The 15433-nt window shown below is 64.9% G+C and carries 9 protein-coding genes and 4 pseudogenes; 5 read left to right on the top strand and 8 right to left on the bottom strand.

Annotation, left to right across the window (positions count from 1 at the left end):
• Positions 1–119: 119 nt before the first annotated feature.
• Positions 120–880: pseudogene (locus tag BCF44_RS59510) on the bottom strand (transposase family protein).
• A gap of 9 nt (positions 881–889) precedes the next feature.
• Positions 890–1504, bottom strand: coding sequence for a transposase (locus BCF44_RS54315; RefSeq protein WP_116182442.1), 615 nt, complete (start codon positions 1502–1504; stop codon positions 890–892).
• Positions 1505–2365: 861 nt separating this feature from the next.
• Between BCF44_RS54315 and BCF44_RS54310 the strand changes: the two genes are divergently transcribed.
• The 3 genes and pseudogenes from BCF44_RS54310 to BCF44_RS58440 all read left to right on the top strand — a co-directional run.
• Complete coding sequence (locus BCF44_RS54310) at positions 2366–4273, top strand: reverse transcriptase/maturase family protein (RefSeq protein WP_211353715.1); 1908 nt, start codon at positions 2366–2368, stop codon at positions 4271–4273.
• A gap of 707 nt (positions 4274–4980) precedes the next feature.
• On the top strand, positions 4981–5268 hold the full coding sequence (locus BCF44_RS54305) for a hypothetical protein (protein WP_116182440.1): 288 nt from the start codon (positions 4981–4983) through the stop codon (positions 5266–5268).
• A gap of 613 nt (positions 5269–5881) precedes the next feature.
• Positions 5882–6267 (top strand): annotated as a pseudogene (locus BCF44_RS58440) (SDR family oxidoreductase); the annotation flags it as partial.
• A 746-nt stretch (positions 6268–7013) separates the two neighbouring features.
• On the opposite strand, the gene BCF44_RS54295 reads toward BCF44_RS58440, so the two are convergent.
• From BCF44_RS54295 to BCF44_RS54275, 4 genes and pseudogenes are all read right to left on the bottom strand, one after another.
• The gene (locus BCF44_RS54295) at positions 7014–7301 is read right to left on the bottom strand and encodes a hypothetical protein (RefSeq protein ID WP_147329097.1); all 288 of its coding nucleotides are present in this window, start codon (positions 7299–7301) and stop codon (positions 7014–7016) included.
• 1052 nt (positions 7302–8353) lie between these two features.
• Positions 8354–8515, bottom strand: a complete 162-nt coding sequence (locus tag BCF44_RS56440) for a hypothetical protein (RefSeq protein WP_170218282.1) — start codon at positions 8513–8515, stop codon at positions 8354–8356.
• A 34-nt stretch (positions 8516–8549) separates the two neighbouring features.
• Positions 8550–8703, bottom strand: a pseudogene (locus tag BCF44_RS54280) (IS701 family transposase); the annotation flags it as partial.
• A gap of 41 nt (positions 8704–8744) precedes the next feature.
• Entirely contained in the window at positions 8745–10235 is a 1491-nt protein-coding gene (locus BCF44_RS54275; protein ID WP_116182436.1) for an N-6 DNA methylase, read from the bottom strand.
• Positions 10236–10809: 574 nt separating this feature from the next.
• Between BCF44_RS54275 and BCF44_RS54270 the strand changes: the two genes are divergently transcribed.
• Positions 10810–11349, top strand: coding sequence for a hypothetical protein (locus BCF44_RS54270; RefSeq protein ID WP_116182435.1), 540 nt, complete (start codon positions 10810–10812; stop codon positions 11347–11349).
• Positions 11350–12336: 987 nt separating this feature from the next.
• On the opposite strand, the pseudogene BCF44_RS54260 reads toward BCF44_RS54270, so the two are convergent.
• Positions 12337–13209 (bottom strand): annotated as a pseudogene (locus BCF44_RS54260) (IS5 family transposase).
• A 128-nt stretch (positions 13210–13337) separates the two neighbouring features.
• Here BCF44_RS54260 and BCF44_RS54255 point away from each other — a divergent pair.
• Positions 13338–14489, top strand: a complete 1152-nt coding sequence (locus BCF44_RS54255; protein ID WP_116182443.1) for an IS701 family transposase — start codon at positions 13338–13340, stop codon at positions 14487–14489.
• Between the two features lie 107 nt (positions 14490–14596).
• On the opposite strand, the gene BCF44_RS55175 is transcribed toward BCF44_RS54255, so the two are convergent.
• Positions 14597–15352 (bottom strand): hypothetical protein, encoded by a 756-nt coding sequence (locus BCF44_RS55175; RefSeq protein WP_147329096.1) that lies wholly within the window; start codon positions 15350–15352, stop codon positions 14597–14599.
• Positions 15353–15433: the final 81 nt, after the last annotated feature.

Below are 15433 nucleotides of genomic sequence, written 5' to 3'. Positions count from 1 at the left end.
CGGCTGTGGTGACTGACGTCGCAATCACCACCGCACCCGGAGGCCTCACCCATGATCAAGCCGACACGCCGTCACCAACCTCATGACCAGGTACAACTAGACGAGTAGGTCCTAACTGATCAATGGTCGTAGGCGATCAGGGATCGGGTGACGGGCTGGCCGGTGGCACGGTTGTGCCAGATCGCGGCGGTCAGCCCGAGCAGGCGTTGGGCGACGCGGGCGGTCACGCCGTCGATGGTGCGGCCGCCTTGCAGCTCCAGATCGAGCTGGCCTTTCAGCGTGTCGTTGACCGACTCGATCAGCTGCCATACGGGTTTGAGCAGGTGCTGGGCCGGATGCGGGGCGCGGTTGCGGTAGTTGGGGGCGCAGCAGCCGTATCCCGCGCGTCGAGTTTCGGGTCCGCCAGCGCCCAGGCGATCGGCAGCCCAGCCGGGGTGCAGATCAGGTGTAGGCGCAGGCCCCAGAAGAACCGTGAGTGGCTGGAGCCCTAGCCGTAGCCGGCCCAGCCGGCCAGCTCGGAGTGTTTGGTGGTCTCGCGGGAGCGGGCGCACTCGACCGGGGTGGAGTCGACGATCCAGGTGGCGTCGGTCCACAGGTCGGTGTCCAGGGCGAGCACGCGGATGACCTGTTTGAGCAGGGGGGCGGCGTTGCGCAGTCGCTTGTTGTAGCCCGATTGCTGTGGCGGGTAGGAGAAAGCGCCGGGCAGGTGGCGGGGCGGGAACCGCAGCCAGCGGGCTTCGGAGCGGATGCCGAGCAGGGCTTGAGCCACGGCCAGGGTGAGTAGTTCGGCGTCGGACAGTCGGGGTGGTCGTCCGGTCCGGGTGGGCCTGCCGAGATGGTCATCGACCTTGACATAGAGTGCGGTCAGACCTCCGATCAGGCGTAACCGTCAAGCGGCGGTCGGCTGCGGCTGGTCAGCGAAGTTCGGGAAGGCCCTCTCCTCGTCGAACAGCTGGCCGATCTGGAGGCAGAAGTAGAGCTGGCCGAGCAGCCGGTTGAACAGGTGCCGCAGGGCGGCGGCGTGGCGGTCGCTGCGGTCCCGCCGACGCCGGTAGTGCCCTGCGCCGCCCGGGGTCTTCGTGGACGCGACGAAGGCCCAGATCCAGCCGACGGCGGCCAGGCGGTCGTTCTTCACCCGCCGGAACGTCACGGACTCGCTGTTGCCGGACGCCTTGGTCACCGGCGAGGAGCCGGCGAACGCCTTGAGCGAACGGGCGTCGGCGAAGCGGACCCGGTCGTCGCCGATCTCGGCGAACACCCGCGCGCCGGTCAGGTCGCCGAGGCCCGGGAAGCTGGTGACCACGGCGTAGTCCGGGCGCTGCCGGAACGCCTCGGCGGCCGCCTGACCGAGCTGCTCGACGCTCGCGCACTCGGTGTCCCGGGTGGCCAGCAGGCGCAGCGCCTGCGCGGCCATCGCCTCTTCGACGACCGGTTCGTGCCGCAGGCGCGGCTGCCGGAGGACCTGGTGCAGGTCACTTCTCGCCGCGTGTAAGTACTCCGACAAGTGAGCTAGTCAATTAATTCAACCTTTCGTCAATTGTGACACCTCGAGACATACCACTATGGACGCAATGAGTACTAATCTGGCGATTTAGGACTGCTCCGAGCGGTCTGCCGCATTGGCCTTACATCATTAGGCGGAGCTGTAAAATACCGAATAATGGCTTCCGGTCGCTTATTCGTCAAATCGCCCGAAACGGCCCGAATCGCCATTATTGCTCGGTTATTCGTTGCATAGATGCTGGATGAAGTGGCGCTCGCCTGCGCCCACTATCATGGGCCTGTAATTCCGTCGAGCGGTTCACCAAGTCGCGATCAAAGCTTCAGCCAGCTTGGCGACTGACAGCGTGGAGCCCTCGTTGGAGAGGCTGGCAACTAGCGCCGGCTGGTCGAAGCCGCCGAGGCCTCGGGCGATGTTTCGGCATGCCAGCTAACCCGACGGCCGGGTCCAGTGGTCAGGGACGGCGCGTCGGGGGGACCCGCGTGATACGGCGAAAGCTGAATTGCCTGAAGCCTAATCTCCAGTCGATGCAAGTTCCCATCCACCGGAAAGACCGCTGAAACCGGTGCCACGCTCTGCGTCAGCCTCGAAACGTCGGCCGACGCAACCTCCAGAGCGCGGGGCGACGCCCAGCGAGGGTGTTGAAGGAGATGAATGGGCCGCCTACGTCACGCTGCCACGTACAACAGGGACGAACGCGGGATCGCCTACCGGACGCGAGTCCTATGGCGACGGAGGCCTCGTAGTAGTCGCCGGAGTCACGACCGGCCGGGGAGGACGGGAAAGCCGTCCGCAGGGCGAAAGGGGCCAGGTGACCGGACACCTCAGACTCGGAATGTATGCGAAATGCAAAGCGCCGCAACGATGCTGAGTGTCCTGCGTGAGCGCGGCAGGCGCGGCCTGCCGCTTGACGAGCTGTATCGGCAACTGTTCAACCCACAGCTGTATCTACTGGCCTACGGGCGCATCTACGCCAACCACGGCGCGATGACGCCCGGGGTCACGCGGGAGACCGTGGACGGCATGTCCCAGGCGAAGATCGGCCGCATCATCGATGCGATGCGCCACGAGCGCTACCGATTCGCCCCCGCCCGGCGGGTGCACATCCCGAAGAAAAACGCGAAGACCCGGCCGTTGGGGCTGCCTACCTGGTCGGACAAACTCGTCGGCGAGGTGGTGTGTCTGCTGTTGGAGGCGTACTACGAGCCGACGTTTTCCGATCGGTCCCACGGGTTCCGGCCACGTCGAGGCTGTCACACCGCACTGCGGGAGATCGCCAACACCTGGACCGGAACGGCCTGGTTCATCGAGGCAGACATCGCCGACTGCTTCGGATCGCTCGATCACGACCTGATGATCACGATCCTGTCGGAGAAGATCCACGACAACCGGTTCCTGCGCCTGGTGCGCAACATGCTCACGGCCGGATACCTGGAGGACTGGAAATGGGGCGCGACCCTGTCCGGGGCTCCCCAGGGCGGGGTGGCCTCACCGATCCTGTCCTCGATCTACCTGCACAAGCTGGATCAGTTCGTCGAGACAGTGCTGATTCCGGAGTACACCCGAGGGGAGCGCAGGGCACGCAACCCTGCTTACCTGAGACTGCAAACGCAGCTGGCAACGGCTCGTCGACGTGGTGACCGCCCAGCGGCGCGCGCACTGCGGCGGCGGATGGTCAGCCTGCCCAGCGCCGACCCGGACGACCCGGGATACCGGCGGCTGCGGTATTGCAGGTACGCAGATGACCATCTGCTCTGGTTCACCGGACCGAAGGCCGAAGCCGAGGACATCAAACAGCGCCTGGCGGAGTTCCTGCGCGACGAACTCAAGCTCGAACTCTCCCAGGACAAGACGCTGATCACCCACGCCCGCACAGGCGCGGCCCGGTTCCTCGGCTACGAGATCACCGTCCAGCACAACGATACGAAGAAGACCAGCCGTTACCGACGCGTCAACGGCCAGATCGCCCTTCGTGTCCCCCGGGACGTGATCAAGGCCAAGTCCGCCCCCTATCTGCACCGCGGCAAACCCGCCAAGCAACCGGCCCGGACCAACGGCAGCGACCACACCATCGTCGCCACCTACGGGGCCATCTACCGGGGCATCGTCCAGTACTACCTGCTCGCCGGAGACGTCTACCGGCTTCACCGGCTGCGCTGGGTCATGGAGACCTCCATGCTCAAGACCCTGGCAGGCAAGCACCGCTCGACGGTGTCGAAGATGGCGGCCAAGCACAAAGCCAAGATCCAGACACCGCACGGGTTACGCACCTGCTTCGAGGCACGCATCGAACGCGAGGGCAGGCGACCACTGGTCGCACGATTCGGTGAGACACCACTGCACCGGCAGAAAACGGCGACGGTCACCGACCGCCAACCGGCCCGGGTCGACTACCCGCACAAGGAACTCATCACGCGGCTCCTCGCGGATGTCTGCGAGGTCTGCCAGCAACCGGGCGAGGTGGAAGTCCACCATGTCCGCGCACTGGCTGCCCTCGGCAAACCCGGGCCGCTTCAACCGTTGTGGGCCAAGGCCATGGCCAACAGGCGACGCAAGAACCTCGTGGTCTGCGCCTCCTGCCACGGCCACATCGCTCACGCAGTAGTCACTGGAGAGCCGGACGATCGGGAAACCATCACATCCGGCTCGGCGGGAGGCCGCGCGGAAAAGGACCAGCCCAGGCTGGCACCTCGCTGCGCGGCCGACCCATCCGCGTGGCTGTTCGGGTATCGCCGGCTCGCCGTGCGCTGCGAGCGCAAGCCCACGCTGTAGCGCGCGTTCCCGGCGTTGGCGGCAGCCTTGACCTGCTTCAAGAGGCAATCTGTTGTCTTCCCGGTGGGCCAGGCGAGGGTAGGTCTTATCCATGCGCGGATCGTCGACGAGTCCCGCGATGCGCGGAAGATCTTCCCTCATCGAAAATCGGATAGACCTCTACTAGAGAAAAGCGAATGATCATCCACACGTCGCACGGAGCGGTCACAGCCTGTGCGATGTACTGACGGGGTCGGGCTCCGTCGCCTCGGGGGATGCCGGGACCAGACCAGCCGGCATCCCCCGGTCCCAGTGGTTCAGTTGGCGGAGACAATGGCCGAACTGTCGGCGCGTGGTCGCCAACCCGTTGCCTCCGCCGCGCAGAACACCCGCGAGCGACGCCAGGTGCTCGTGGCGTCGCATGCGGGGCGCGAGAAGAAACCGAGACGGTCAATCCTCGACCGCTCCGATCGGTGTCGCATTCGTCGAACTCTGTCGAAGACCAAGGTGGAACGGGCGGTCGGGCCGTTACCATCTCGTTCAACGTCAGCGCATTTCCGAATCCCACCTCGAATGGCCTCGCCGTGTCGTCATGTTCACTTCGACTGTAGGCGGTGCGTTCTCTCCGGCGGTGACAGGATGCCCGCTTGCCGATCCGGCGGGCGATCTGCCACTTTACAAAGGGGGTCTGGGCTCAAGACGGACGGACTGTCGCTTACGGTGGTGCCATGAACACTGGTGACGTGACGCGGTTGGCCTTGGCCGGGATCCGGATTTTCAACGGTGTGGCGGGGCTTTTCGCAGCCAAGCGCATGGCGGCACAGCTCGGTGGCGAGCTGGGCGATGACAAGAGGTTCGTCTATCCGGCTCGCATGTTCGGCGTTCGGACGATCGTGCTCGGCCTGGATCTCCTGACACTGCGGGCAAATGACGCGTCGGCCCGTCGCGTGCTGTCGCAGGCGGTTTTGATCCACGACCGACACCGTAGCAGCAGCCTATGCCGGTTGGCGGGGTGAACTTCCGGCCAAGGTCGCGACGTTCACCACAGTCATCTCGGCAGTGAACACCACGCTGGCGGTAGTCTCGCTGGCGACTTACCTGCGCCAAGACTCGACCAGTTGAACGCTCTGCCGTTCACTCATCGGCGGACGTCACCCCAGAGCGACGGTGGTCGAGAAGGCGATGGATTTGGCGGCGTTGGTGAGCCCGTTGAACCGAACTGCCGTGCGACGACCTCCGGCACCACTTAGCCAAAGCTGACCGCCGGCAGCTTTGGGCACCATACGAAGGCCGAGGATTGGTTGTGCCGCGGCCCGTGGCTGATGCGCAATGTGCCGAAATACGGACCGCGTTTGGCGGAGGCGGACAACCGACACTCGGGTCGGGCTGGTGATAGCAGATAGATTCGTCTGCGGACCATTCGGCGAGAGACACCAGTGGCACGGTCCGTGGCGGTCCCCCACAGCGACCGTGACATCGGCCTCGCCGTCAGGCAGGCGCTCATCGCACCAGGCGGCAAGGTCGCGATTACGCATCGTGGCTCGGTCGTGTCTGATGGCCTGTTTGGGATGGAGTGTTACGCCATCGACTGGACAGTTGGCCGCTAGTCATTTCTGGAGAGGAAAGCACGTGACCGGACTGCTCGAGGGCAAGCGCCTGGTGATCACCGGGGTGATCACCGACGCCTCGATCGCCTTCCACGTGGCCCGGGTGGCGCAGGAGCAGGCGCCAAGGTGGTGCTGACCGGGTTCGGCCGGCTCAGCCTGGTGGAGCGGATCGCCAAGCGGCTGCCCCAGGAGGCACCGGTGATCGAGCTGGACGTCACCAACCCCGAGCACCTGGAAGCGCTGCCCGGCAAGGTGCGCGAGCACCTCGACGGCGTCGACGGCGTGCTGCACTCGATCGCCTACGGCCCGCCCTCCACCCTCGGCGCCGACTTCCTGGAGGCGCCGTGGGAGGACGCCGCCACCGCCGTGCAGGTGTCCGCGTACTCGCTGAAGTCCCTGGGCAAGGCCCGTGACGCGGTCTTGTACGTGGTCCGCTCGGGCTGGTCCTGGCGGCAACTGCCGATCGACTTACCGCCCTGGGCGACCGCGTACTGCGCCACACCTATTGGGACAGCAACGTCTGACCTCCCGCCTGCCGCTCGAATCCCTCAGGGCGTGTGGGACCACATCGATGCCGGTCGCGATCCCGATCCCAGCGCCGGGCTAATGGATTCCCGGACCGTCAAGGCGCCGATGCAGTGGGCGGGTACACCCACGGCTAGGACGCGGGCAAGAAACTCAACGGCCGCAAGAAGTCCGTCACCCATCCCTCGGGCTGCTGCTGGTCGTGGTGGTGCTGCTGGCGTCTGTGCAGGACCAGGACGGCGCCGAGCGCCTGCTGCTGGAACTGCACCACGCCAGCAGCTGCTCCTGTCGGGAACCCACCGCCGGACCCTGCACCTGGTGCTATCGGTTGCTTCCCCGAGACTTTGGCGGAGTGGGCGCCCACCGCACAGCACACCAGGACAAGGGGCATTCATGTCCACTTGCATCCACCTGATGAACTGCGTTTGCGATCCCCAAAGGGAGTCGAGTCCATCGATAACGCGGGTCGCTGCGAGGTAATTGAGCGCACAATGGCCAGGCCGTTTTGACTGTCACCGGCGACCATCTGGCACGAACACACGATCAGTCACTGCCGTCTATTTCACACTCCGAATACCGTCCTAACCTTTTCTAAACGATCGATCGCCTTGATCGCCCAAGACGCGCCCTCAGTCCATGAATGCGAGAAGGCGGACATCGACCAGGTCGCTCACGGAAGTGTCGGCAACGTGCTGGCCGTCCACGAGCACCTCCGTTCTGCCTTGGTGGCCGAAGTAGTGGTTCGCTGCAACCAGGGCGGCGCCGGCGGCGAAAGCGGCGGCTATTCCGACGGCGACGGTCCTGGCGGCCGCGCAGGCGATCGGGATCATTGGCCTCTGCGCGATAAAGCCGGCGTCCACGCCGAATTCCCGTTGTTGGACAAAGAAGGTAACTGTCCGGTTTTTGGCACGATTCATCTTTAATCCTATTTCTTGAGACGGTAAGCGGACCTACAGAATGACGGTTGCCGGCATCGAGTCTCGCCCTACCTATCCAGTTCTGCACATTTGTGCATGGTTGACAGAATCACGTGTGGGGTAGGTGTTAACTAATGCACGTTGAAGAGGAGCGCTAATTAGAGCCCCACTGACCGTGGGGTAAATTGACGTTCCCTTTGGTTGATAGCCCATCGGGACCGTCCGTTGAATGACGCCCTGCGTGTTGTTCTTAGTTCTCAAGTAGCTTGACATAGAGGTCTCGGCAATGCCAAGCGTGTTCAGAGCTTGTTAACTTGACGTTTCGTGTGGTTTGAGTCACTGCGACTGTGCGCTCCCGTTCGAAGCATCAACCGACTGACGCGATCCGATGACTTTACGAAAAATGCGACTCTTCTGCTGTCATTCTGCGGAGTTCGGCGTCGGCATGGGGTATCCAGCTGGCATCGGTCAGCGTTGTCGCTTCCTGAGCGTGCGTCACGCGCCTGGCGGTCAGTTGCTGACCTCTGCCTTGTAGTTGCGGTGTCATCGGCCGAGGCCCATAACGCAGACCAGGGGCCTTCCTGCACCGCCTTGCGGCGGACGGCATCGTGGAGCGGGGCACGTCGGGACGTTGACGATCTCCACCGCTAGGTCGAAGGCCCCTCTGGGCTCAGGCGACAAGCGTACCGGCGCAACCACCATCGGCACTGAGCAAACCGGACGAGGTTGCCGCCTACGGCGTGTGGAGGTGGCATCAGCGCGCAAGCAATGGCCTGATTCTGGATTGAGACTCGCGTCACCAGTATCGCCAGGATGAACCACGGGCGTCCAACATGGTATGGCGCTTGCGGCCGTTGACCTTATTGGCCTCAATCCACGCGCAGATGGCGCGTTCGATGGTCTCGGCCCCGTCCGAGTGTGAGTCGATCATCGCCGTCGGCAGCTGCGCGACCGGGCTGGTCGCGTGGTCCGTCCAGGATGTGTTGTGTATCAACGGCTTTCTCTTGCGAGGCGAACCGTTTGTAGACCTCCGGCCAGAAACTGGCTTAGTACTACAACGACAGGTCGTGATGTCCGCGTCTGCGGTAGTAGCTGATGCGGGCGCGGGTCTGGCTTGTTCGCCGCCAGTTCGCCCAGTGCACGACATGGTCGATCGTGCGGGTCAAGGGCGCGGCGATGCGGTTCCAGAGGCGACGGACCTCGTTGGAAGACAAGAGAATCAACCCCTTGTCGACGCCGGGTGTCACGCCCCTTTTTCGCGGCGCCTCGAGTGATCACCAGAAACCCGCCGCGGCCATGGACAGTGTGACGTGGCGATACCAGGCCTGGTAGCCACGGACCTGATAGTGGTCCAAGCCGGTCCGTACTTCGCTGTTTGAAAGGACTCCTCGATGGTCAGCCTTACGACGACTGTCCCTGCCCACTACGAAGCTCCGAACAACATCAGATGGGTGAAGAATCCGACAGTTCCTGCGTCGCGACGTGCCGATCTTCGTCAACGGAACTGCTGAGCCGACGCACCGAATCCATGGTGAAACGGTGCGCCAGGCTCCGCCCAAGCCCGGCAAAGTCTCTCACCCGGTCGACGAAATCCGTCGTCTCACGGAAGACTCGGCCGAACTCGCGCAGCACATCGATGGCGGGCAGTAAGACACGAAGTCGATCCGGTGCGAACCTCGATCGCCCACCGGCAAGGGCAGCCACCTGCGCGGCGCGGAGCCCGCCGATCGTGCTGCTGAGGAATCCCACCAGGTACCAGGGGTCCACTACCGCTGAATCGGCACGTATCAGGAACGTGTCCGGTGCCAACCCCGCACCGGCAACGGAAGCATCGGCCACCCGTGCTGGAATCTGTCCCTTGCTGTCGAGCAACGGGGAAACCACGACATCGTCGACCCGCACCGCGGAACCCGCTGGGGATGGCTGTGGCCCGGAGAAGGTGGCTCGCGCCCAGCCGAGGGCGATGTCACGCGGGTGGACCAGCGGAAGATCGTCGTCTGCCTCAGCCCGGCGGCCACGGCCGGGACGCAGGAGGATGATCTGACCGGCCTGGGCCAGTTCGCCCAGCGAGACGTCGACTGCGCCCCGACCGGCATCGAGCACCTCGTTGTCGATGTCGGGACAGGATCGCGCCAGATCCGCCGCCATCGCCGCGAAGCGCGCACGGTCCTCGATGAACTGAGCGACCGACGTCAGCGAACCAACCGACGCCACGTGCCGCCTCGGCGTGAGATCAGCGTCGACTGCGAGAATCTCGTCCGCCCGCACGCTCCTCGCCACGCCGGTGAGCCCGGCGAAGGTGTCCGTCCCGTCGCGGAAGGCCGTCCAAGACCGCATCGCGACGTCCAGCGCGGAGCCGGTCGAGTGGCTCGAAACGTCGACGAACAGGACAGGCCTCGGCACTGGCTCCGCGGACCGCGGCCGCTCCAGGACCCAGGCCTGCAAGGGGACCCCATGCTGGGCAGCGCTGCCCGGCGGTAGCGCCACGACTGCGCGAACCACGCCGCCGCGTACGAGTGACGCTCGAATCGTCGATCCGGACGGGCGACCGGCCACCGTCGGAGGCAACAGCAGAACGGCGCTGCCGCCTGGCCGCGCCCCGCTCAGTACGTGTTGGATCCACGCCAGGCCCGCGTCGGCCTGAGTCGGCACGCCATACGTCCAGCGGATGTCGTGCAGCAGCTCCTGACGATTCCAGCTCCGGTCACTAGAGGGAGGCACACACACCACACTGCTCGCCGCGTCAGGCTCGAATGCGCTGTCATACAAGGCATCCCCACCATGCAGCTCCACTCGCCGCACATCGTGCCCGAACGCCAGTCTGAGCGCTGCGACCCGGACCTGTGCACGGTCGGCATCCTGCCCTTCGATCCGCTGAATGCCGCGGCGGGCAGCCGCGAGGAGCAGTGCGCCGGTGCCGCATGCCGTGAACATGCTTCGGGCGTTCTTCGAACTCCCCTACTGGCGGGCGCGGTGGCAGGTGTTCGAATTGTGGGTGCTGCACGTGGTCATGGACAGCATGGACCACCGGCGATGGAACCACGCACCGACGGCGGCGTGTGGGATCTCCGTTCCGGACTGGTCAACGCCTCACCTATCGCGACGGCGAGCCTCGCGGACGACGACGAACTGCGGTGCTACTACCAGCACCAGGCCGTGCCACCCGCGTCCCTGGTCGAGGGGGCCCGCGACCGGCCGGAAATACTCGTCACCGCTACGACGAGTTCGGCGCGGCCTCGGCCGGGGAGCTTGGCAGAACGCGTGTTGTTGGCCGTCGAGGTGAAGTCTGGACGGACGATGACTCGACAGCTCATGACCGGCGAAGTCCTGTCACTGCTCGCCTGGCGGCCGAACCGGATCCTGGGCGCTTCGTACCATCCGCTGACGGCTTCGGGTGGCCTTCACCCCCCAGACATACGGCGACACGATAGTCGGCATGGCGGATGCGCTTCTACCCGATTCAGATTCCCTCACCCGGACGAGAGCGTGGTTGAAAGGGTGTTGGCATGTGCTCGCACCGTGGCGGGTCACGATCATCGCGGTGGACGTCAGCGCGAGCATGCCCGTCGGCGCCGCCGAGGCCTGCCTGACCTCGATGTCGACGACACCCAACGACGACGACAACCGTTGGGTGTCATCCTTGCACGACGCCGATCTACTGCTCGTCTCCACGTTCGGCGGAGCGCGGGCCGACAATCGACTGTTGCACGAATTCTCTGTCGAGGAGATGAAGCGGGTCGGCACACAGTTGGATCCGACTCACGGCGGCAGGCCCCAGCCAATGTCCAAGGCAGCCGACGTGTGGACCGGACTTATCGACAAACTGATGTCGCTGCACCCGCTGGTGGAGGTCCATCTGGTGACCGACTGCCGCCTCAGCGATCAAGACGTGAACCGGATCGAGCAGTTCGCCGCAGACGGCGTCGCGGTCCACATCCACTCGTTCGTCACCCCTCGACGGATCCGGCCTACACTCGACAACCGCCTGATCTCCCATCCGGCAGGAGCGGCGAGACCCGATGGCCGCCATGCACCCTGGAGGTCATGACCGAACTGCTCAATTCCGTGGAGTTCGAAGACCCGGTCCAAGCAGCCGCCCGCTGGCTGGCTACAACCAACCACTGCGGCATGGCGAATCGCCAGAAGGTCTACGAACTGGGAGAACACCGCGACGAGCGAATACTGTGTGGCTGCACTCGGCCGTTCCAGCGATTGAAGGAGAGGCTACAGAAGGGGCTGGATCCCGCCCGGGTTGGCACCGGACTCCGTCGCCCAGTACCCCGACGGGATGAAGGCTTCCTATTTCAGTGCGCGGAACGAAGCGCATGCGCCTGTCGGCCAGTTGGCGTCTAGCAGTTCACCTCGGACCTGAGGCCTTCCCTGTGAGCTCAGCCCTTGGCGGCGGCCTTCTTGAACGCCGCACCTCGCCCAGCGACTTCGCGTCCACCACGTCCGCCACGCTCCGCCGAGAACCCTCCTCGCCGTACGCTCCGGGCGGCCTCACGCCACCCCGCCGGCTTCACCCCCATCGGCTTCCCCAGCAACGCCAGGAAGATTCGCGCCTTTGATTCCCGAACCCCGGCAACCCGGTCAACCGCGTGAGCACCTCCGCGCCATCCGGCTTGCCCTGCTTCCACAGCGACTCGACCTTGCCGTCGTAGTGTTCCACCAGGGACCGGGCCAACGTCTGCAACCGCTTGGCCATGCCCCCGGGAACCAGTGGATCGCCGACGGCGTCGACACCAGAGCCGCGAACTCCTCCGGATCGGCCTCAGCGACGCGATGCACATCGAACGTGCCCATGCGGTCGAGAATCACCTTCGACCCCTTGAACGCCTTCTCCAAATTGATTTGTTGATTGCAATCCATCGGCGTAAGTACGACAACAGATCCACCCATAGGAGTGCACTATCCGCGGTTTTCCGTGAGCGTGGCACAATCATCCTAACAGATGCGCAGGCCACACCGGATCGAACGTCATTGCGGGGCAGCTTTCGACTTCAACCGCAGGTACCTAAGAAGGTGTTTGAGATCTTCAGGTAGCAAGGCCGAAGCGGCGTCGTCCCGGACGCATGGCCGGTGCGCGACGAGCGATGCGGCGGGTCATCGTGGCAATCGAGGCCCACCGGATGAAGGCCTCGGACGTGGCGGGGTGGCGTTCCTAGTCTCGTGCCAGCCGCCGGTAACCGGTTAGCCACGCCAGCGTCCGTTCGACCGCCCACCTGCGCGGTATCACCACGAATCCGCGCTGGCCTGGGGGTTTGCGGACGATCTCGATGGTGGTGCGCAGCGTGGTGTGGGCCCATTCCACCAGGGCCCCGGCGAAGCCGGCGTCGGCGAACAAGTGGCGGGTTCGGCGGCGGGTGGTCGACAGCAGCGGGTGTTGGCGGTGGTGCAGCTCCAGCAGTAGGCGTTTGGCGCCGTCCCGGTCCTGCACGCACGCCGGCAGCACCACCACGGCCAGCAGCAGCCCGAGGGTGTCGGTGACGATGAACCGCTTGCGGCCGCCTGGTTTCTTGCCGGCGTCGTAGCCGCGGGTGTCCGCGCCGACGGTGTCGGCGCCCTTGACGGTCTGGGAGTCCATGAGCCCGGCACTCGGGTCGGGATCGCGGCCGGCGTCGGTGCGGACCCGCGCCCGCAGGGCGTCGAGCAGGCGGAAGGTCAGGCGTTGCTGTTCCCAGCGGGTGAAGTACCAGTACACGGTCTCCCAGGGTGGGAAGTCGACCGGAAGTTGCCGCCAGGAGCAGCCCGAGCGGACCACGTACAAGATCGCGTCCACGAGGTCGCGACGTGGGTGCTTCTCCCGGCGTCCGCCCTGGGGATGCGCCGTCGGTGGCGGCAACAGCGGCTCGACCACTGCCCACTCGGCGTCGGTCAGGTCCGAGGGGTACCGGTGGTCACGTGCCATCTGATCGACTATGTCGGAGGTCAGTGGTACTCGGGAGCGGCCAGGATCTCAAACACCTTCTAATACTGCAACGACAGGTTGTAACCTGAGGTCTAGCTCTGGTAGTTGATCTTGGCGTGTTGGTGGAGATGGCGGCTGGGTGGTCGGCGAGCTTCGAGGCGTTCGTGGGTCGGTTCGCGGCCCGGTTTCCTCGCGTGGAGTCACGACGTCAGATGCGGTCCTACGTGCGGGGACTGCTCAGCGAGGCCGAGCGGAAGAACGGATGGACGCTGGCGGAGGCCACCGGGGACGCCGGCCCGGAACGCATGCAGCGGTTGCTGAACTTCTACGCCTGGGACACCGACGGCCTGCGTGATGACGTCCGCGCCGCGGTTATCGAGGCGCTCGGCGATGCGCGGCGGGGCGTGTTGGTGGTCGACGAGACAGGCTTCGTGAAGAAGGGCACCAAGTCCGCCGGGGTGGCTCGCCAGTACTCCGGGACCGCGGGCCGGATCGAGAACTCGCAGATCGGTGTGTTCCTGGCCTACGCCTCCCCACATGGACGGGCTCTGATCGATCGGGAACTGTACCTGCCCAAGGAATGGACAACCGACCGCGAACGCTGCCGCGGGGCCGGCATCCCCGATGACGTGACGCTGGCGACCAAACCCGTTCTCGCGCAACGGATGATCGCCCGCGCCATGACGGCCGGGGTGCCGTTCGGGTGGGTCACCGGGGACGAGGCCTACGGCGTGGACACGAAGTTGCGCATGTGGTTGGAATCCGAGGGCATCGCCCATGTATTGGCGGTGGCGAAGAACTCGATGGTGGTCACGATGCAGTTGACCAAGGCGCGTGTCGATCGGGTCGTCGCCGCGGTCGCCGAGGACTGCTGGACACGGATGAGCTGTGGCGATGGCGCCCATGGGCAGAGGAGATACCACTGGGCGGTGGTCGACATCCGCCCGCTGCGGTTGCAGGAGTGGGGGCATTGGCTGTTGGCTCGTCGTAGCCTGACCGACCCCACCGACATCGCCTACTACGTCTGCTTCGGCCCCGCCGGCACCACGGCCGACGAACTCGTGCGGGTGGCGGGATCTCGTTGGGCCATCGAGGAGTCCTTTCAGACAGCGAAGAACGAGACCGGCTTGGACCACTACCAGGTCCGTGGCTACCAGGCCTGGTATCGCCACGTCACACTGTCCATGGCCGCGGCGGCGTTTCTGGTGATCACCCGAGACGCCGCGAAAAAGGGGCGCGACTCCCGGCGTCGACGACTGGTTGATTCCCTTGTCTTCTAACGAGATCCGCCGCCTCTGGAACCGCATAGCCGCGCCCTTGACCCGCACGATCGACCATGTCGTGCACTGGTCGAACTGGCGGCGAACAAGCCAGACCCGTGCCCGCATCAGTCACTACCGGAGACGCGGACATCACGACCTGTCGTTGCAGTACTAAGTGCATGTACAGCACCAGGTGTGCCGGCGGCCACCTCTGCGTCCAACTCCTCCTCCCGTTCGCAGCGGAGCAGCATCGAGATGAAGTGGTCAGCGGCGCGGACGCTGCCGCCGGCCATGAAGGGGCGCAGCACTGCAATGGCCTCGTTGTAGCTGTCCGACCTGGCCAAAACCTCGGCCAATACGCTTGCGCAGCGCTCGCTGCCAGTGTTCGCGCGCGCGTACAGCTCATCGATACGGCCTTGATCTGCCAGCAACTCGGCCAGACACTGATCAGCATGGTCGTCACCGGAATCAGCCCGGCGGATCAACTCCTCGACACTGCCATGCTTCACCAGCAAGTCGGCAAGTCCCGCAGCCGCATAGCTGTCACCTGCCTCGGCGCGCCGGACGAGCTCATCGTATCGGTCAGACGTGACCAGGACGTCAGCCAACGCCGCAGCGGCAAAGTCGTCGCCCGCATTTGCGCGCGCGGTCAGATCATCGATGCGACCAAACTTGATCAGTAGTTCAGCCACCGCACCAGCTGCGAAGAAATCCCCGTTCTCGACATGGGGTCGCAGTACAGCGAGAGCGGCGTCGCAGTAGTCGTGATTGGCTAGCAACTCTGCCAAGGTTACCGCGGCTGACAGATCTCCGCTTGCAGCGTATGGAAGGAGCACGGCAATCGCCTGCTCGCCGTGGCCGTGCCTAACGACCTCGTGCATGGTTGTGGATCACGAGTGAGATGATCTTGGTGTGGATCGTGCTGCTGTGCTTGCCAAGCGTCGAGTGACAGGCTTGTCCAC

This window comes from Kutzneria buriramensis, from assembly GCF_003387475.1.
GTDB lineage: Bacteria > Actinomycetota > Actinomycetes > Mycobacteriales > Pseudonocardiaceae > Kutzneria > Kutzneria buriramensis.
The sequence above is the reverse complement of the archived record's forward strand: the minus strand, read 5'-3'. Positions and strand labels throughout refer to the sequence as shown.